General features: G+C 70.4%; 18 protein-coding genes and 1 tRNA gene. 10 read left to right on the plus strand and 9 right to left on the minus strand.

Features of this window, described 5'->3' with window-relative positions; all coding sequences use genetic code 11:
- The first annotated feature begins 71 nt into the window (after window positions 1-71).
- Entirely contained in the window at window positions 72-1,226 is a 1,155-nt protein-coding gene (locus K6T25_RS07220) for an NAD(P)/FAD-dependent oxidoreductase (RefSeq protein ID WP_222917594.1), read from the plus strand.
- 88 nt (window positions 1,227-1,314) lie between these two features.
- Here the strand turns inward: K6T25_RS07220 and K6T25_RS07225 are convergent, their stop codons facing one another.
- Window positions 1,315-1,806, minus strand: a complete 492-nt coding sequence (locus K6T25_RS07225; protein WP_222917596.1) for a DUF5518 domain-containing protein — start codon at window positions 1,804-1,806, stop codon at window positions 1,315-1,317.
- Between the two features lie 348 nt (window positions 1,807-2,154).
- On the opposite strand from K6T25_RS07225, the gene pheS reads away from it, so the two are divergent.
- The 3 genes from pheS (at window position 2,155) to K6T25_RS07240 (ending at window position 6,112) form a co-directional block, all read left to right on the plus strand.
- Window positions 2,155-3,651, plus strand: coding sequence for a phenylalanine--tRNA ligase subunit alpha (gene pheS, locus K6T25_RS07230; RefSeq protein ID WP_222917597.1), 1,497 nt, complete (start codon window positions 2,155-2,157; stop codon window positions 3,649-3,651).
- Window positions 3,651-5,492: a phenylalanine--tRNA ligase subunit beta gene (gene pheT, locus K6T25_RS07235; protein WP_222917598.1), complete on the plus strand. Its 1,842-nt coding sequence runs from the start codon at window positions 3,651-3,653 to the stop codon at window positions 5,490-5,492. Before pheS ends, pheT begins: the two co-directional genes overlap by 1 nt.
- Window positions 5,493-5,665: 173 nt before the next feature.
- The gene (locus tag K6T25_RS07240; protein ID WP_222917600.1) at window positions 5,666-6,112 is read left to right on the plus strand and encodes a universal stress protein; all 447 of its coding nucleotides are present in this window, start codon (window positions 5,666-5,668) and stop codon (window positions 6,110-6,112) included.
- A gap of 78 nt (window positions 6,113-6,190) precedes the next feature.
- Here the strand turns inward: K6T25_RS07240 and K6T25_RS07245 are convergent, their stop codons facing one another.
- Together K6T25_RS07245 and K6T25_RS07250 are read right to left on the minus strand one after the other, a co-directional pair.
- Window positions 6,191-6,751: a GNAT family N-acetyltransferase gene (locus tag K6T25_RS07245; protein ID WP_222917601.1), complete on the minus strand. Its 561-nt coding sequence runs from the start codon at window positions 6,749-6,751 to the stop codon at window positions 6,191-6,193.
- Window positions 6,748-7,116: a universal stress protein gene (locus tag K6T25_RS07250; protein WP_222917602.1), complete on the minus strand. Its 369-nt coding sequence runs from the start codon at window positions 7,114-7,116 to the stop codon at window positions 6,748-6,750. Before K6T25_RS07250 ends, K6T25_RS07245 begins: the two co-directional genes overlap by 4 nt.
- A 126-nt stretch (window positions 7,117-7,242) precedes the next feature.
- On the opposite strand from K6T25_RS07250, the gene K6T25_RS07255 reads away from it, so the two are divergent.
- The 3 genes from K6T25_RS07255 to cgi121 all read left to right on the plus strand — a co-directional run bounded on the left by K6T25_RS07255 (window position 7,243) and on the right by cgi121 (window position 11,126).
- Window positions 7,243-8,064 (plus strand): DUF5806 family protein, encoded by an 822-nt coding sequence (locus tag K6T25_RS07255; RefSeq protein ID WP_222917603.1) that lies wholly within the window; start codon window positions 7,243-7,245, stop codon window positions 8,062-8,064.
- Window positions 8,065-8,142: 78 nt separating this feature from the next.
- Window positions 8,143-10,620: an ATP-dependent DNA helicase gene (locus K6T25_RS07260; protein ID WP_222917604.1), complete on the plus strand. Its 2,478-nt coding sequence runs from the start codon at window positions 8,143-8,145 to the stop codon at window positions 10,618-10,620.
- Window positions 10,617-11,126: a KEOPS complex subunit Cgi121 gene (gene cgi121, locus K6T25_RS07265; RefSeq protein WP_222917605.1), complete on the plus strand. Its 510-nt coding sequence runs from the start codon at window positions 10,617-10,619 to the stop codon at window positions 11,124-11,126. Before K6T25_RS07260 ends, cgi121 begins: the two co-directional genes overlap by 4 nt.
- Before the next feature lie 35 nt (window positions 11,127-11,161).
- On the opposite strand, the gene K6T25_RS07270 is transcribed toward cgi121, so the two are convergent.
- The 3 genes from K6T25_RS07270 to K6T25_RS07280 all read right to left on the minus strand — a co-directional run bounded on the left by K6T25_RS07270 (window position 11,162) and on the right by K6T25_RS07280 (window position 13,733).
- On the minus strand, window positions 11,162-12,115 hold the full coding sequence (locus tag K6T25_RS07270; RefSeq protein WP_222917606.1) for a calcium/sodium antiporter: 954 nt from the start codon (window positions 12,113-12,115) through the stop codon (window positions 11,162-11,164).
- A gap of 30 nt (window positions 12,116-12,145) precedes the next feature.
- Window positions 12,146-13,450: a hemolysin family protein gene (locus tag K6T25_RS07275; RefSeq protein WP_222917607.1), complete on the minus strand. Its 1,305-nt coding sequence runs from the start codon at window positions 13,448-13,450 to the stop codon at window positions 12,146-12,148.
- A gap of 209 nt (window positions 13,451-13,659) precedes the next feature.
- Window positions 13,660-13,733, minus strand: a tRNA-Gln gene (locus K6T25_RS07280).
- Window positions 13,734-13,903: 170 nt separating this feature from the next.
- Between K6T25_RS07280 and K6T25_RS07285 the strand changes: the two genes are divergently transcribed.
- Genes K6T25_RS07285 through K6T25_RS07295 form a run of 3 tightly spaced genes read left to right on the plus strand, consistent with a single transcriptional unit; the run spans window position 13,904 to window position 16,600 of the window.
- On the plus strand, window positions 13,904-14,956 hold the full coding sequence (locus K6T25_RS07285) for an ABC transporter ATP-binding protein (protein ID WP_222917608.1): 1,053 nt from the start codon (window positions 13,904-13,906) through the stop codon (window positions 14,954-14,956).
- The gene (locus K6T25_RS07290; protein ID WP_222917610.1) at window positions 14,949-15,734 is read left to right on the plus strand and encodes an ABC transporter permease subunit; all 786 of its coding nucleotides are present in this window, start codon (window positions 14,949-14,951) and stop codon (window positions 15,732-15,734) included. Before K6T25_RS07285 ends, K6T25_RS07290 begins: the two co-directional genes overlap by 8 nt.
- A complete protein-coding gene (locus tag K6T25_RS07295; RefSeq protein ID WP_222917611.1) occupies window positions 15,731-16,600 on the plus strand; it encodes an ABC transporter permease subunit in 870 nt (289 codons plus the stop codon). Before K6T25_RS07290 ends, K6T25_RS07295 begins: the two co-directional genes overlap by 4 nt.
- Window positions 16,601-16,637: 37 nt before the next feature.
- On the opposite strand, the gene K6T25_RS07300 is transcribed toward K6T25_RS07295, so the two are convergent.
- The 3 genes from K6T25_RS07300 to K6T25_RS07310 form a co-directional block, all read right to left on the minus strand.
- Window positions 16,638-17,054 (minus strand): DUF8059 family membrane protein, encoded by a 417-nt coding sequence (locus tag K6T25_RS07300; RefSeq protein WP_222917613.1) that lies wholly within the window; start codon window positions 17,052-17,054, stop codon window positions 16,638-16,640.
- 114 nt (window positions 17,055-17,168) lie between these two features.
- Window positions 17,169-17,576 (minus strand): DoxX family protein, encoded by a 408-nt coding sequence (locus K6T25_RS07305; protein ID WP_222917614.1) that lies wholly within the window; start codon window positions 17,574-17,576, stop codon window positions 17,169-17,171.
- A 44-nt stretch (window positions 17,577-17,620) separates the two neighbouring features.
- Window positions 17,621-18,388: a TetR/AcrR family transcriptional regulator gene (locus tag K6T25_RS07310; protein ID WP_222917616.1), complete on the minus strand. Its 768-nt coding sequence runs from the start codon at window positions 18,386-18,388 to the stop codon at window positions 17,621-17,623.
- Window positions 18,389-18,464: the final 76 nt, after the last annotated feature.

The following is an 18,464-nucleotide window of genomic DNA, read 5'->3' on the forward strand; positions in this document are numbered from 1 at the left end:
GAACCGTCGGTGGACCGCCCGTGGGCCGATCGGCGGCAACGTTCATGTGACGGGATGTCATGAGTCCGGCCATGCACGTCGCGGTCGTCGGCGGCGGGATCGTCGGGGTGGCGAGCGCGTACGAGCTCGCCGCCCGCGGCGTCGACGTGACGCTGTTCGAGCGCGGGAGCCTCGGCGCCGGCAGCACCGACCGCGCGCTCGGCGGGATCCGCGCGCAGTTCTCCACCCGCGTCAACGTCGAGCTCTCGGTCGCGTCGATCAACGTGTGGGACGCCTTCGAGGAGCGCTTCGGCGTCGACATCGACCGCCGACACACGGGTTATCTGTTTTGTACCCGCGACCCCGAGACCGCCGACGCCTTCGCCGAGCAGGTGGCGATGCAAAACGAGTGCGGCGTCGCGAGCCGGACCGTCTCCCCCGAGGAAGCCGCCGAGTTGTGTCCTGGACTCCGCGCCGAGGAGTTCGTCGCGGGGACGTACTGCCCGGACGACAGCTTCGCCGACCCGCACCTCGCGCTCCAGGGGTACGCACGCGCGGCGCGCGGGGAGGGCGCCGAGATCCGAACGAACACGCCCGTCGCAGGGCTGCGCCCCCGGGAGTCGGGTGTGCGGGTCGAACTGACAGACGACCCGGACGGGACCGTCACGGTCGACGCCGCCGTCAACGCCGCCGGCGCGTGGGCGCCGCGACTCGCCGAGACCGCGGGCTACGACCTCCCGATCGTGCCCCATCGCAGGCAGACCGCCGTCGTCGAGCCGGAACGCCCGGTTCCCGAGTCCGACCCGCTCGTTATCGACGCGGACACGACCGCGCACTTCCGGCCCGAACGCGACGGACGCGCGCTCGTCGGCGGCCACTTCGGGGGGCGGGACCCGGTCGTCGATGCCGACCGCTTCTCGGAGACGCCCGACACCGACTGGGCCGTCGAGGCGGTCGAGCGCGCCGGGGACGCCGCCGACTACTTCGGCCCTGAGACACGCCTCGCGGGCGGGTGGGCCGGCCTGTACGCCGTGACGCCCGACCACCACGCCATCGTAGAGGAGTCGGTTCCGGGCGTCGTCACCGCCGCGGGGTTCTCGGGGCACGGGTTCCAGCACGCGCCCGCAACGGCGACGATCGTCGCGGAGCTGGTGCTCGACGGCGAGTCGTCGACCGTGGACGCGTCGGGGCTCGGCAGGGAGCGCTTCGAGCACGGCGACGGTCCGGTCGAGCGGAACGTCGCGTGAGCGGGGTATCGGATCGGGTGAGATGGCTATGGGTGAGACGGCTATCGGGTCAAGCGGGCGGCAGAGAATCGGGCGCCGAGCGGGTCGATCAGACGCCCGCCGACTCGTCGATCGGTTCGTCGAACTCGGTCAGCTCCGGGTCGGGGTCCGGGCCGAGACCCGATTCGGCGTCCCGAGCGTCGCCGCGGAGCCGGGCAGGATCCGTCTCGACGGGGCCGTCGAACTCCTCGTTGAGCAGCGCGCCGAGGAAGCCGCCGACGGCACCGAGGACGCCGCCGTAGACGACGGTGAACAGCAGCGCCACGAGAAACACGCCGAACGCGACGAGGAACGCCGAGCGTTGGCCGGGACCGACGATGACGAAGATCGACGCGACGAGCGTGACGAGCACCGCGCCGGGCACCGCCGCGAGCAGCCCGGAGAGTCCGCCGACCTTCGCTCCCTCCGTCCGGTCTGGGCCGTGGAGGTAGCCGGCGACGCCGCCGCCGATCGCCGGCGAGAACGGCAGGAAGAACGTCACGAGCGAGACGGCCGCGCCGATGGCCGCGTGCTTGAGGGAGCCGGTGTTGGAGGAGTCCATGGCGATCGGACGCCGGCTGAGAGCATAAGGAGCGCTGCAACGTGCGCTACCACTCGGCAGCGTCCGTTCCATCGGCCGAACGCTTTTGTCGGCCCGGAGCCGGATCTCCGGTATGGCGACCGGACCCGCCGCGACGACGCAGGCATCGCACCCGACCACCGACTGGGACGGGTCCGGCTTCTTCTTCCCGCGTCGCTGACCCCGGCGGAGCGCGGGGGCGGTCGAGGGGTCGCCGCCGCGCGAAACCGAACCGGGTCGCCGCCGCGGGTATCGACCGGTTCCCGGCCGAACGGCGCGCACGGGAACGACACGACTAACCACCGACCACACCGACACGCATACAACCGAATGCGACTCCCACAGGCGCAGGTCGCGTTGCTGGAGGCCGCCAGCGCGACCGACGCGAAGCCGATCGAACAGCTCGCAGACGAGACGGACCTGAAGCCCGAGGCGGTGACACGGGCGGCCTTCGACCTCCGCGACGAGGGGCTCGTCGCCGTCGAGGAGCGCGTCGAGGAGTCGGCGACGCTCACCGACGAGGGCGAGACGTACCGCGGCGAGGGGCTGCCCGAGGTCCGCCTGTTCCGCGCCGCCCGCGACGCCGGCGGCGACGTGGGGATGGGCGAGGCCATCGGCGCCGCCGGGCTGGAGGGGCCGGAGGTCGACATCGCGCTCGCCAACTACGCCCGGAAGGGGTACGGCGTCGTCGACTCCGGGGAGGTCTCCGCGGACGCGGACGCCGACCCCGACGCCGACCCCGAGGCCGCCGCGCTCTCGGCGCTCGCCGAGGGCGAACCCGTCGACGACGACGACGTGCTCGACCGACTGGAGAGCCGGGGACTCGTCGACCTCGACGAGCGGACCGTCCGCTCGGTGACGCTCACCGACGAGGGCGTCACCGCGCTGATGGAGGGTGTCGAGGCAGCCGAGACGGTCGACCGACTCACGCCCGAACTCCTGACGAGCGGCGAGTGGAAGGACGTGGAGTTCGCGGAGTACAACGTCGAGGCCGACGCGCCGGCCGTCGAGGGCGGTCGCGAGCACGTCCTCCGCGGCATGTCCGAGCGCGTGAAGGACGTGCTCGTCGGCATGGGATTTCGGGAGATGGACGGCCCCCACGCCGACGCCGACTTCTGGATCAACGACTGTCTGTTCATGCCGCAGGACCACCCGGCGCGAACCCACTGGGACCGCTTCGCGCTGGACGTGCCGCCGGTGGCCGACCTCCCCGAGGGACTGGTCGACCGCGTCGAGGGCGCCCACCGCGACGGCGTCGGCGAGGACGGCGACGGCTACCACTCGCCGTGGTCGGAGGACTTCGCGCGGGCGATCGCCTTGCGCGGCCACACCACGTCGCTGTCGATGCGCTACCTCTCGGGGTACGCGAACGCCGACATCGACCCCCCCAAGCGGTACTTCTCGGTCCAGAAGGCGTACCGCAACGACACGCTCGACGCCACCCACCTGCTGGAGTTCTACCAGATCGAGGGGTGGGTGATGGCCGAGGACCTCTCGGTGCGCGACCTCATGGGCACCTTCGAGGAGTTCTACCGGCAGTTCGGCATCGAGGAGATCCGGTTCAAGCCGCACTACAACCCCTACACTGAGCCGAGCTTCGAGCTGTTCGGCGAGCATCCCGAGACGGGCGAGGAGATCGAGATCGGCAACTCGGGCATGTTCCGCGACGAGGTGCTCGAGCCGCTGGGGATCGACTGCGACGTGATGGCGTGGGGGCTCGCCTTGGAGCGCCTCGCCATGCTCACGACCGGTGCCGAGGACATCCGCGACCTGCACGGCACGCTCGCGGATCTGGAGTTCCTGCGGAACGCGGAGGTGACCTACTGATGCCAGTCGTCGACATCGACACGGACGAGCTTCGAGGATTGACCGGCGAGGACAAAAGCGACGAGGAGTTCAAGCAGGACCTGTTCGCGCTCGGACTGGAGTACGAGGGCGACACCGACGACGGCCTGCTTCAGTTCGAGTTCGGCCCCGATCGCCTCGATCGACTCTCGGTCGAGGGCGTGGCGCGCTCGCTGCGCTATCAGTACGGCGCCGACCGCGGCGTGTACGTCCCGGACACGAACGACGCCGGCTGGACCATCGAGGTCGACCCGTCGGTGCCGGACGAGCGTCCGTACGTCACCGGCGCGGTCGTCCGCGGCGTCGAACTCGGCGAGTCCGGCCTGGAGTCGCTGATCCAACTGCAGGAGAAGCTCCACGCGACGATGGGGCGCGGCCGGGCGAAGGGCGCGATCGGCGTCCACGACCTGACGATGCTGAAGGGACAGGCGCTCACCGAGGAGAACGAGCCGTCGGGCACCATCGACGCCGCCACCGCAGATCTCGGTGCGACCGAGAAGACGATCACCTACCGCGGGGTCGAGCCCGATGGCGACCGGTTCGTTCCGCTGGACGCGAACGCCGAGATGACGCCCGGAGACGTGCTGGCGGACCACGACACGGGCGAGACGTACGCCGACCTCGTCGGGGACCTCGATCGATACCCCGCGATCTACGACGAGCTCGGGCTGTTCTCGTTCCCGCCGGTGATCAACGGGAAGCGCACGGAGGTCGACACCGACTCCCGGGACCTGTTCATCGAGCTGACCGGGACCGACCAGTGGACCATCGACAAGATGTGCGTGGTCCTCTGTTATGCCCTCTCCGCGCGCGGCGGCACCGTCGAGGAGGTGCAGGTCGACTACACGGACGGGGCGACGTACCCCGACGAGTACGGCCCGGAACTGATCCGGCCGGATCTCGAGGTCGACGAGAAGTCCGTCACGCACGACCGCATCGAGACGATGCTCGGGGTCGAGTTGGAGCGCGACGAGGTCGTCGATCTGTTCGAGCGGTCGGGGCTCGACGCCGCCTACTCGCTGCGTCGCGACGAGGCGGAGACGGACTCCGCCGAGGTGGACGAGGAGGAGACCGTCTACGACGTGGATGTCCCGCCGTACCGCGTCGACGTGCTCCACCCGCTGGACCTGGTCGACGACGTGGGGCGCGCGTACGGCTTCAACGAGCTGGAGCCGACGTACCCCGACATCGGCACCATCGGCGGGCGCCACGAGCGCTCGCGGCTGGAGCGGGCGGTGCGCACGAGCCTCGTCGGCCTCGGCTTCGAGGACATGCTGAACTTCCACATGACATCGGGCGCGGAGAACTACGACCGGATGCGCCTCGACGAGCGCGAGCCGGGCGCGGACCTGTCGGACGCCCCGTTGGGCGCCGAGCCGCGTGCGGAGATCACCAGCCCGTACAGCGAGGATTACACCCAGCTTCGGACGTGGGCGCTCCCCTCGCTGGTGCAGGTGCTGGAGAACAACACCCACCGGAGCTACCCGCAGGACCTCGCGGAGGTCGGCTTCGTCGCCCGCCGCGACGACGGCGTGAACACCCGCGTCGCCGAGGACCACCGCGTCGCCGGCGTGCTCGCGCGCACCGACGCCACCTACGAGGACGCGAAGGCGCGGCTTCAGGCCGTCTGCGACGACTTCGACGCCGAACTGGAGACGCCCGCGACAGAGCACCCCAGCTTCCTCGACGGCCGCGTCGGCGCGGTCGTCGTCGACGGCGACTCGGTCGGCGTCGTCGGCGAACTCCACCCCGAGGTGCTGGTCGACCGGGACGTGGAGGTCCCCGTCGCCGCCTTCGAGCTCTCGCTGTCGGCGCTGGAGTGACCTGTCGACGCTGAAGTAGTCTTCCGCGGTGGGGTACCCTGCCGGCGCCGAGTACTCCGGACGACCGATCGCCGCGAGGGCGGGGGTGACTCACGTCCCGAACCCACGGACTGCGGGGGATCGCGGCGTACCCGAGGGGAACACCTTTCACGCCATCCGCCGCAGGCATCCGTATGAGCCTGACCGTCGAACGCGTGCTGGTCCCAGTGGACGGGAGCGACGAGTCACTGACGGCGGTCGAGTACGCCGTCGCCGTCGCCGAGCGGTACGACGCGCAGGTCCACGCCGTGTACGTGCTCGGCGAGGAGGTCGTCCGCGCCATCGAGGAGTCGGTCGTCGATCAGTCTGAGATCGCCGAGGACACCGAGGCGTTCACCGACACGGTCCGGGATCTCGCCCACGGGGAGGACGTCGAGGTCTCCTCGTCGATCGCGTACGGCTTCTCGACGAAACGCAAGACCACCCACCCCGGGTCGGTCATTCTCGACACCGCCGAGGACATCGACGCCGACTTCATCGTCATCCCGCGCGAGCCGCTCACCGGCGAACCCGGGGAGGTGCTGGAGAAGGCCGCCGAGTACGTGCTGCTGTACGCGAGCCAGCCCGTGCTGTCGGTGTGACCGACACAGAGGCGGACGAGAAACCGGAATCACACCGACCGACACCGCAGTCGGAAGCCGAAACCGACGCGTGAACCGCTACGCCGGATCCGCCAGCGCCGCCGTCATCTCCAGCTCGAACGACTCGGCGTCGCTCGTCTCGAAGCCGACCTTCTTGTAGAGGCCGACCGCCGCGCGGTTCCACCGCTCGACGGTGAGCCACACCCTGTCGACGCCGTTGGCGGTGCCGTACCCCAGCAACGCCTCCATGAGGTGCGTGCCGATGCCGGCGCCCTGGTACGCCTGAAGCACGAAGATCGCCAGCTCGTAGGCGTCGCCGTCGGGGACGAGCGTCGCGTGGCCCGCGACGGTGTCGCCGTCCCACGCGACGACGTTGTAGCCGTCGTTGCCGAGGATCGTCTCCAGCCACGAGCGCACGTCCGACTCCCGGCCCGGGGGGATCCCCTGCGCGCGGTCGGCCGGATCGAACGCGGTGTACATCTCCACGAGCGACTCGAACTCGTCCTCGCCGGACTCGCCGTCGGCGTCGTCGGGGTACGGTCGGATCTCGATGTCGCGGTCCTCGCCGTCGACGAACTCCAGCGGCGGCGCCTCGAACGGGCCGGCGGGCTCGTCGGGGTAAACGCGATCGCCGCTCATCGGACCAGTTTCACCGAGACGTGGGAGTTCAGCAGGACGAACTGCGCGATGCTACCGAGGTTGATCTTCCCCATCGGGCTGGTCTCGCCGCCCCCGATGGCGATCATGTCGAAGCCCTCGTCCTCGGCGATCGCGACGAGTCGGCTGCCCGCATTGCCTTCGACGTGGCGGACGGCGGCGTCGATGTCCGCGTCCGCGAGCACCGTTCGAACGCGGTCGTCGACCTCCTCGGGCGAGCGCTCCGAGCGGGGGTTCTCGACGACCGCGACGGTGAGGTCGTCGCCGGCGGCCGTCGCGCGCTCGACGGTGTCCTCGAGCGCCCGGAGAGAGTCGTCGCTTCCGCCGATGCCCAGCAGTACCTTCATGCGCCGACGGTCGGGAGGCCCGGACAAAAGCGTGCCGCCGACTCGGCCGTCGGGCCGCCGAGTCGTCCGCCGACCGTCGGACGCGCGGGGGACGGGTTTTTCACGGTCGCTCGGTTACGGAGCGCCATGACCGACGACGCGGGAAGCGAGGCCGGCGACGCCGACGCGACCGCCGCCGGCGGTGCCGACGGTTCCGACGGACGGACCACCGACGGCGGCGAGGGCGCCGGCGAAGAGGTCGTCGGCGCTCCCCCCGACAACGGGGCGGATCCGGCCGACGACAGCTCGGGCGGCGACCGATCGACGGAGGACGCGTCGGGGTCGGTTCCCGGACCGGACGTCGGCGCCGACGAGGCCGACGGCGACGCCACCGGGGACGCGGCCGACGACGGTCCCGAGTCGTCGGACTCGGGGGCGCCTCGGGACGTCCCTGACGACGTGGCGAAGTACGACCGCTTCCAGAAGATGGAGCGCGCGGAGTACGACCGCGTCAACGAGTTCCTTCGCGACCGGACGTACGTGACGGCGCGGGAGTGGGCGATCGCGCGGCTGTGTGCGGACTTCCGGACGGAGACGGGCGTCGAGATGACGAAGATCGGCGAGAACCTCCCGCAGCTGGTGCCGTTCATGACGGACACGTACACCCCGCAGGCGGTGAACCAAGCGCGCGCCTCCTTCGAGGAGAAGGTACGTAAGGCGGGCGCGACGTTCCTCTACGGCGCGATGTCCGGCTTCTTCACCGCCGAGGACCTGGACGACGTGATGTACGAGTCGACGGAGGTCGCGAAGTTCCTCCTGGAGGTCGAGGGCGCGGACCTGACCGTCGAGGAGGAGCTGGCCGCGGAGGACAAGATCTCGTCGGTGATGCGCGACGTTCGCGAGGCGAGCGCGGAGGTGCGCGGGGAGGAAGTGAAGTGCCCCGAGTGCGGGCACGTCCACGAGCCGTAGCGTCCCGGCCCCGTCACGGCCCACGCCCCAGACGACTTCTCCGACAAGTTAAACCCGAGAACCCCGCTACCTCGGGTAATGAGACCCTCCGATCTCTCGACCCTGCCCGACGGCGTCCCCGAGGCGCTGGAGGCGGAGGGGATCGAGGAGTTCTATCCGCCCCAGACGGCGGCGGTGGAGGCCGGCGTCGCCGACGGCGCGAGCGTCGTCGCCTCCGTGCCCACCGCCTCCGGCAAGACGCTCATCGCCGAGTTAGCGATTCTGTCGGCGGTCCAGCGGGGCGGGAAGGCGCTGTACATCGTCCCGCTGCGGGCCCTCGCCAGCGAGAAGAAAACGGAGTTCGAGCGCTGGGAGGAGTTCGGCGTCGACGTGGGCGTCTCCACCGGCAACTACCAGTCCGACGGCGAGTGGCTCGCGAGCCGGGACGTCATCGTCGCCACGAGCGAGAAGGTCGACTCCCTCGTACGCAACGGCGCGCCGTGGGTGAGCGACCTCACCTGCGTCGTCGCCGACGAGGTCCACCTCGTCGACGACGGCGGCCGCGGGCCGACGCTGGAGGTGACGCTCGCGAAGCTCCGGAAGATCAACCGCGACCTGCAGGTCGTCGCGCTCTCGGCGACGGTCGGCAACGCCGACGAGGTCGCCGACTGGCTCGACGCCGAGTTGGTCGAGTCCGACTGGCGCCCGATCGACCTGCGGATGGGCGTCCACTACGGCAACGCGATCAATTTCGACGACGGGAGCCAGCGCGAGGTTCCGGTGGGAAAGGGGCAGAAACAGACGGCCGCGCTCGTCGCCGACGCCCTCGACGAGGAAATCGACGGCCAGCGCGGCTCCTCGCTCGTGTTCGTCAACTCCCGCCGCAACGCCGAGGGCGCGGCCAAGCGCCTCGCGGACGTGACCGCCGACCGGCTCGACCCCGGCGAGCGAGCGGAGTTAGAGGGGCTGGCGGCCGACATCCGCGACGTGTCCGACACCGACACCTCCGACGATCTGGCCGACTGCGTCCGGAAGGGTGCGGCCTTCCACCACGCCGGACTCGCCAGCGAGCACCGAAGCCTGATCGAGGACGCCTTCCGCGACCGCCTCGTGAAGTGCATCTGTGCGACGCCCACACTCGCCGCGGGGGTGAACACGCCCGCCCGCCGCGTCGTCGTCCGCGACTGGAAGCGCTACGACGGCGAGTTCGGCGGCATGAAACCGCTGGACACGCTGGAGGTCCACCAGATGATGGGCCGTGCCGGGCGACCGGGACTCGACCCGTACGGGGAGGCGGTCCTGCTGGCGAAGGACCGCGACACCATGGACGAGCTGTTCGAGCGCTACATCTGGGCCGAGCCGGAGGACGTTCGCTCGAAACTGGCCGCCGAGCCCGCCCTCCGCACGCACGTCCTCGCGACCGTCGCCTCCGGGTTCGCGACGACTCGCGAGGGCCTGCTGGAGTTCCTCGATCGCACCCTGTACGCGAGCCAGACGGGCGACGACGCGCGCCTCGCGGAGGTCACCGACCGCGTGCTGGAGTACCTCGCGGTCAACGACTTCCTCGAGCGCGAGGACGGGACGCTCACCGCGACGGGGATCGGGCACACCGTCTCCCGGCTCTACCTCGACCCGATGTCGGCCGCCGAGATCGTCGACGGCCTCCGCGAGGGCGTCGACTCCGGCGGCGCCGACGCGGTGACAGCGAACCGGCGGAGCCGCCCGGCGGGAGACGGCGAGGTGGCCGACGACACCGCCGAAGTACCCGAGGACGCCGCCGACGCCGGCTTCGTCACCGGGAACGACCTCGTCGCCGACGGCCCCACGGACGGCACGGACGGCGACGCCGGCGGAGCGGACGGCTCCACGTCGGCCGACAGCGACGATCCCACGATCACTCCGCTCGGCCTGTACCACCTCGTCGCGCGAACGCCCGACATGTACCAGCTGTACCTGAAGTCGGGCGACCGCGAGACGTACGGGGAGGAGTTCTACGAGCGCGAGGAGGAGTTCCTCGGGCACGCGCCCTCGGAGTTCGAGGACGTGGCGTGGGAGGACTGGCTAGCGGCGCTCAAGACCGCGCGGCTGTTGGAGGACTGGGCCAGCGAGTTGGACGAGGACGCCATCACCGAGCGCTACGGCGTCGGCCCGGGCGACATCCGCGGAAAGGTCGACACCGCCGAGTGGCTCCTCGGCGCCGCAGAGCAACTGGCGAACGAACTCGATCTCGACGTGGTGCTCGACGTCCGCGCGGCGAGAAAGCGCGTGGAGTACGGCGTGAGCGAGGAACTGCTCGATCTGGCAGGCGTGCGCGGCGTCGGCCGCAAGCGCGCCCGCCGGCTGTTCGAGGCCGGCATCGAGACCCGCGCGGAGCTGCGCGAGGCCGACAAGTCGGTCGTGCTCGGCGCGCTGCGCGGGCGCGAGAAGACCGCCGAGAACGTCCTGCAGGCCGTCGGCCGACAGGATCCCTCGATGGACGGCGTCGAGAAGGACGCGACCGCGTCGGCGGCTGCGACCGCCGGAAGCGACGCGGACGACGACGGGAGCGGGCAGGCGACCTTCGGTGATTTCTCGTGAGACTCGTCGAAGGCGAGGCGGGGATCGACGACCTCGACGCGTTTCTGGACGAGCTGACCGCGATCGGCGAGGAGACCGGCTGCACCGTCCAGGCGTTCGACGCCCGCTACGTCGTCGACCGTACACAGCTGGAACGCGCACTGGAGTTGGCCGACCGCGCCTTCGACCGCGGCGAGAACGTCGCCCGCGACCGCGGCGTCGAGGTCATGCTGTACGCCGCCGGCAGGCGGCAGATCGACCGCGCGCTCACGCTCGGCGTTGCCGAGGGCGAGTGCGCCGTCGTCGTGCTCGTCGCCGCCGAGGAGGGAGCTGACCGCCCCGGCGACGAGGCCGCGGCCGCGTCGGCCGTCCGCGATCTGTTGGAACCGGCGGAGACGCTCGGCGACTACGACGAAACGCTCGTTCGGGCGTACTTCGACATCAGCGACACGGAGTTGGCGGCAACGACGGGATCCCTCGCGGACGTGATCCACGAGCGCGTCGCGCTGCTGGACGTCAGGAAGTAGCGGGCCCCCGTATGAGGCGACCGACCGGGGGAGGCTTACCGAAGGAAGTCGAGGGCCCAGTTGACGGCGTTCACCGCGATCAGCAGCGCCCCCTCGGGTTTCGAGAGCACGCGACGCGTGCCGAAGAGCACGGCGACGAGCACGACCGTCCCGAGGAGCCACGTCGTCCCCGAGACCGCCGCAGGGCTCACGGGAAGCGGGGCGACGACGGCGGCGACGCCGAGGACGCCCAGGAAGTTGAACACGCAGCTCCCGACGAGGTTCCCGGCCGACAGTCCCGCGCGTCCCCGGCGTGCGGCCGCGACGGAGGTGACGAACTCCGGGGCCGACGTGCCCAGCGCGACGACCGTCGCGCCGACAACCCAGTCGGAGACCCCCGCCGCGCCGGCGAGGTCGGCCGCCGAACCGACCAGGAGGTGAGCGGCCCCGACGACGATCCCGAGCCCGACGACGAGCCGGGCGGCGTCCGTCCGCTCGAACGAACTCACTGTGGCCGTGTCCACGGCCCCGCCGACGGATCCCGACCGGACGAGCACGGCGAGGTACCCGACGAGGAGACCGAGCAGGAGGACCCCCTCGAGCCGTTCGAGTCGGAGGTCCCACAGCAGTCCGAGGACGAGCGCGGTGACGCCGACGAGGACGAGCGAGTCGCGCCACACGAGATCCCGGGAGGTGGGCAGCGCCCGGACGAGCGCCGCGCCGCCGAGAACGAACCCGAGGTTGACGACGTTCGACCCGACGACGTTCGCGACGGAGATGTCCGGGTTGCCCGCGACCGCCGCGTCGACCGTGACCGCGAACTCGGGCGCGGACGTCCCGAACGCCACGACCGTGAGCCCGATCACCAGCCCCGAGAGGCCGAGGCGACGGGCCAGCCTCGTGGCCCCGGCGACGAACCAGTTCGCCCCGACCCACAGGCCGCCGACGGCCGCCGCCACGAACCCGAGGTCGACGGCGATCGCTACCGCCGTCCCCTGGAGAAGCGGCATGTGCCCGTGCGTCCGCCGCCGGGAGTAAGACTATTCCGGAGACCCCTCCCCGACCGACGACGGTCCCGTCGACCCGGTCCGTTCAACGAACATCCGTCGGACGCGCTCGCCGTCGATCTGTTCGATCGTCACGGCGATCCCGTCGAGGTCAACCCGCTCGCCAGAGCGAGGGACGCGCCCGAGCCGGTGGTACACGTAGCCGGCGAGCGTCCCGGCGTCCGCGGGCGCGTCCGCCGAGAGCGTCGTCCCGAAGACGGCGTCGAGGCGGTCGAGGAACACGTCGCCGCGGACCATCACCCCGTCGGCGACCGCCCGGATGCTCGCCTCGGTCCCTACGTCGAACAGGTCGCCGACGACCTCCTCCAGCACGTCCTGCGTGGTCACGAGCCCGACGACCCTGTCGGCGTCGTCGACGACCAGCGCCATCCGGACGCGCGCGTCCTGCATCCGAGTCAGCAGGGTGTCGATCGGCTCGGAGGCCGGAACCGACGGCGTCGCCGTCGCGAGCCGCTCGATCGGCACCGACTCGTCGAGCGCGAGCGTCCGCTCTAAGTCGCGGAGGTCGACGACCCCGCGGGGCTCGTCGAGCGACCCGTCGTACACCGGAAGGCGGGTCACCCGCTCGTCGGCCGCCAGCGTCGCCGCGTCGCGGATCGAGGTGCTCGCGTCGACGGCGACGACGTTCTCGCGGGGAACCATCACGTCGCCGGCGGTGATCTCGTGGAGCCCGAGCACCGACTCCACCATCTCGCGCTCGTCGGCGTCGATCTCGCCGCCGCGCTCGGCCGAGCGGACCAGCGCCGCCAGCTCGTCGCGGGTGACGTACGGCGCCTCGATCGCCGCCTCGCCGCCGACGGCCGCGCTCAGCCGTCGCGTCACGAGGTCGAACCCCGTTACGACCGGGCCGGCGAGCCGCTGGAAGCGCCGGACGGTCGGCGCCGTCCGCAGCGCCCACGACTCCGCGTTCGCCACGCCGTAGGACTTGGGAACGATCTCCCCGAACACCAGCACGACGACCGTGAGGAGGACCGTCGACACCGTCACGGCGACGCCGGCGGGGAACGCGGCCACGAGGATCGCCGTCGCAACCGACGACATGGCGATGTTGACGACGTTGTTTCCGACGAGGATCGTCACGAGCAGCCGATGGGGGTCCGAGCGCAGCGCCTCCAGCACGGCGCCGTTCCCGCCACCCTCGGCGAGCACGCCGACGCGGTAGCGCTCGACGCTGAATATCGCGATCTCGCTGCTGGAGAAGAACGCCGAACACGCGAGCAACACGAGGATGACGCCCGCCCCGACGACCGGGAGCGAGAGCGGATCGAGAGCGACCATGCGCGGACGTGACGTCGGGAACGTAAATCGGTCGGGGACCCCGTAACAACGGGAGTGTCGGTGGGACCGGCGACAACCAGTGTGGCGAGGACGGTCGCACCCCACGGAGAGCAAGCGACGGACCGTGGACCGGGTAGACCCCCTTGTTTCGTGTGGAAACCCCGTTGCTACGGTACGAACGGGTTCGACATGAAGCGCGCGAAGAGAAGTAGTCCATCCTGGATTCGAACCAGGGTCGTTGCCCCCAGAAGGCAACAGGATTGGCCAGCTACCCCAATGGACTGAGACGTTGCCGATCCGCGTTCGTCTTTCGGCATCGACTGTAGGTCGGTGGGAGTTATGAGTGTTGCGAAGTCGAGATCGGCCGACGACGGACGAATACGGCGGTGTTCCGGTCGGATTCGGGTAGCGACGGTATACTGATGTCCCGTCGCGGTCCACGTATACGGAGAGATGCCCCCGCTCGAACTCGACGGACTCACGAAGTACTACGGAGACGTCCGCGGCGTCGAGGACCTCTCCTTTGCCGTTGACTCCGGCGAGGTGTTCGGCTTCCTCGGTCCCAACGGCGCGGGAAAGACGACCGCCATCAGGACGCTCATGGGCTTTCAGTCGCCGAGCGCGGGCACCGCGCGGGTACTCGGCGCCGACATCACCGACGTCCGCGCGCTCCGGCGGGCCCGTGCGAACGTCGGCTTCCTCCCGAGCGAGCCGTCGTTCGACGACCGCGTCACCGGCCGGCGCATCCTCGAGTATCACGCGGGGCTCCGGGGCGACGTCCGAAGCGACGAACTGCTGGATCTGTTCGATCCGCCGCTCGACCGCAATGTCGGCGAGTACTCGCGCGGCAACCGGCAGATGCTCGCGATCGTGATCGCGTTCATGCACGACCCCGATCTCGTGATCATGGACGAGCCGACGACCGGCTTGGACCCGCTGAAACAGGAGCAGTTCCATCAGTTCGTCCGCGACGAGCGCGACCGCGGGACGACGTTCTTCTTCTCCTCGCACGTGCTGAGCGAGGTCCGGAAGGTGTGCGATCGCGTGGGGATCATCCGAGACGGCAGGCTGGCGGCCCTGGAGGACGTCGAGGCGCTGCTCGAACGCAGCGGGAAGACCGTCCGCGTTCACGCTACAAATGCGCTCGCGCCCGAGGACGTCACGCTCGCGGACGCCCACGACGTCGAGGTGACCGAGACCGCCGCCGAGGCCGACGACGGCGCCTCGACCGTCTCGTTCACCTACACCGGCGCGTACGAGCCGCTGCTCGAGTGGCTCGGCGGGTTCGATCTGCTCGATCTCACCATCGAGGAGGCGCCGCTGGAGGCGGTGTTCATGCGGTTTTACGACGAGGGGCAACGCGAGGGCGCGGCGACCCGTCGACCGACCGAGGCGGGCGCCGACGACCGCGGCGCCGAGCACGCAGCCGACGCCCGCGAGCGCGAGCCCGAACGCGACCGTGACGGCGACCGGGGAGAGCGTCCCACGGAGTCCACCGATGGTTGAGGTCGCCCGCTACGAGGGCGAGCGCCGGATCGTGGGCGCCGTGGTCGCCTCGGCGTCGCTGGCGGCCTTCGGCGGAACGATGCTGCTCGTCGCCCCCGGCCTGCTCGAACAGGTCGACCTGACGGCGTACGCCGAACAGCTGCCGCCGTCGCTCGTCGAGTCGTTCGGCCTGGAGCAGATCGGAACGCTCGCGGGGTTCATGGCGGCGGAGCTGTACGTGTTCGGCTGGGTGTTCGGGCTGGGAACGTACGTCGCGTACCTGGCGGCCGGGAGCCTCTCGGGCCGGATCGACGACGGCACGATCGAACTGGTGCTCGCGGCGCCGATCTCGCGGACACAGTTGCTCGCGGAGACGTACGTCGCGCACCTCCTCCCGGTGGCGCTCGCGAACGTCGTCGTCGCCGCCGTCGTGTACGGCGGGTCGGTGCTGATCGACGACCCGCTCCGGATCGCTGACGTGGTCGCCGTCCACGCGCTGTCGGTGCCGTACCTCCTGTGTTGTGTCGCCGTCGGGACGCTGTGTTCGGTGCTCGCGCCGAGCCGACGGATCGCTGAGGCAACCGGAGCAGGTGCGATCGCCGCCACGTACGTCGTCAGCGTCGCCGTGACCGGCACCGACCTCGACTGGCTGGCGATGGTCGCACCGGCACACTACTACGACCCGGTCGCGGTGCTCACCGCGAGCGAGTACGACCTCGCCGGAGCCGGGATACTGCTTGGCGCGGCCGCCGTCCTGCTCGCGGCGGCGACCGTCCGGTTTCGGGAGGTGGACGTGTGACGAACGACGTGGCGGACGCGGACGCCGCGCGGCGGCGACGCGGCGGCGACGCCACCGACCCTCGAGCGCCGTCGAGCGCGACGCTGACGATCGCTCGCTACGAGGCGGAGCGACTGGTCGGTCCGTCGGTCGCCGCCGCCGTGGTGCTGTCGCTGTTCGGGTCGCTGTACGTCTGGATCGGTCCGCAGGTCACCGCCGGCGTCGACATCGAGGCGATGACCGAGGCGCTGCCGCCGGCGCTGCGTGCGCTGTTCGGCCTGGAGTCGCTCGGAAGCGTCGCCGGCCTGCTCGCGTCCGAGTTCTACACGCTGGGGTGGATCGTCGGACTCGCGGCGTACGTCGCCTACGTCGCCGCCGGTCGTGTCGCCGGCGGCGTCGCCTCCGATCGGCTGGACGCGACGCTGTCGGCACCGACGCCGCGTGCGAGCGTCCTCGTCGGGACGTTTCTCGCGCTGCTGGTGCCGATCGCCGTCGTGAACCTCGTCGTCCCACTGGCGTTGTACGGCGTCTCCGTCGCCGTCGGCGATGGGCTTTCCGTGACCCGGCTGTTGGCACTGCACGCGCTGTCGATACCGTACCTCCTCGCGTGGGGCGCCGTCGGCCTGTTCCTCGGCGTCGTCGTCGACGGCGGGCGCACCGCCGGACGGGTCGCCCTCGGCGCCGTGTTCGCCACGTGGATCGTCGAGGCGGTCGTCACCGGCAGCGACTACGAGTGGGTCGGCGCGCTCTCGCCGGCGCGGTATCTGGACCCCACGGCCGTCCTCGTTCGCGGCGAGTACGCCCTCGACTCGGTCGCGGTGCTGGTGGGCGTGACGGCGCTGTTCCTGCTCGCGGCGATCGCGCTGTTCGCCCGCCGCGACGTGTAGTCACCGAGCGCGCGGCCGAAGGAGACGAGACCGTCGCTCAGTCGTCCGCCGGCGCGACGCCCGACCGTTCGCTTCCCGCGGAATCGGGGCCGGTCACCGTCTTGTACAGCATGATGAGCATGGACGCGATGAGCGCGCCGCCCCAGAGGAACCCGGTCGGCATGAGGAACGTGAGGCCGAAGCCTTCGCCGAGCCAGACGATCCCCGGAATTCCCCACTGCCCGGCGATAAACAGCCCGGTGACCGCGGTCCGGAGCCGGTCGACCACGCCCACCGCGGGCACCGCGAACCCCATCACGATCGCGAGGATCGACAGCACGCCCAGATGGGCGTGACCGCCGATCATCCACGGCGGGACTGCCGACCCCCCCGACAGTATGACGAACTGATGTAGCCCTACCGCCATCATCACCGCCAATCCGAGAAATCCGGACGCCTTGAGTGCCTTCGTCATCGTCACTGACGCGTGACTGAGAAACAGCTTAGTAATTATTGATTTTTATTCGATATATGTTCTGAAAGCAACTGACGGCGGGGAACGCGGCCGTCAGTGTGGCCCTGTCGAGCGTTACGATCGGTACGCTTCCCGGAGGAACGCCAGCGCCGCGCCGAACATCGCGAGGTTGCCGAAGAACGCGAGCCGTTCGCCGCTCGCGTCGCCCTCCTCGTTCCAGAAGTCGTGCATCGTCGGCGTCACCGCCGCGAGGAACGTGACGACCGCGCCCGTCGCGATCCGCGGGAGCCGCCAGAGGGCGATCCCGACCCCGCCGACGAGCATCATCCCCGAGGCGAACGGCGCCGCGAGTTCGGGAACGGGCACGCCCGCGGACTCGGCGTACTCGATCGAGTCCTCCATGTCGCGGAAGTCCTCCGAGGCCTGCACCGCGAGACCGAGGCCGAACAGTACGCGGCCGAGGCGCGAGAGGCTCCGGGTGGTCGTCGACGCTGACGAGTCTGCAGTCGAGTCGTCTGCCATATGATATGACAGTTCGGCCGGCGTGAAAAGCCTGTGCTCGGCGATCACTCCCGCGACGTGTCGGGGTCGCCGTGATCGGTGTCGGGGTCGCCGTGATCGGCGTCGGGGTCGCCGTCGGCCCCGTCGCCGTGGACAGGGTCGGGCGACGCGCGAGCGAACTCGTCGACGTAGCCGTGGAGCATCGCCCGGACCGGAGTGACCACGTCGTAGTCGGCGGTGTGGCGCTGGAGCATCGCGCCGGAAAGCGTCGACAGGAGCCACGTCGCCGCCTCGTCGGGGTCGATCGTCCCGTCGATCGCACCCGACTCGACACCGTCGGCGATCGCGCTCGCGAGTCGCTCGCGCAGGTGCTCGTCGATGCGCGTGAACTCCTCGCGAAAGCGGGGCTCCGAGACCGCCTGCGCCCGGAGGTCGATCATCGCGCGCTGGGCCTCGGCCATCAGGTCCTCGACCTCCGCCCCGAGGTAGATGTCGACGAACGCGTGGATCCGTTGCACCGGGGAGTCGGCCTCACGCTCGGCCTCGTCGAGCATCGTCAGGAAGTGATCGCCCGCGAACCGGAGGAACCCCGCGATCAGGTCGTCCTTGGAGTCGTAGTGGTAGTACAGCAGCGACTTGCTCTTCTCGAACTCCGCGGCGATGTGGGAGACGCTCAACTCGGCGTAGCCGTGCTCGCACAGCGCGCGGTAGGTTGCCTCCATGATGAGCGTGTCAACGTCCGGCTCATCGTTCACGTCGTCCGCGTCGCCCGCAGTGGACCCGTCGTTGGTTCCGTTGCCCGCGTCGGATCCGCCGTTGGTGCCGTCGCTCATCCCTCGACACCTCTCGAAGACGAGCGGTAATGAACTCCCCGAAGCCGGCGGAACCGTCGCCGCCGACGGGGAGGAC

This window comes from Halobaculum rubrum (assembly GCF_019880225.1).
GTDB classification, from domain to species: Archaea; Halobacteriota; Halobacteria; order Halobacteriales; family Haloferacaceae; genus Halobaculum; species Halobaculum rubrum.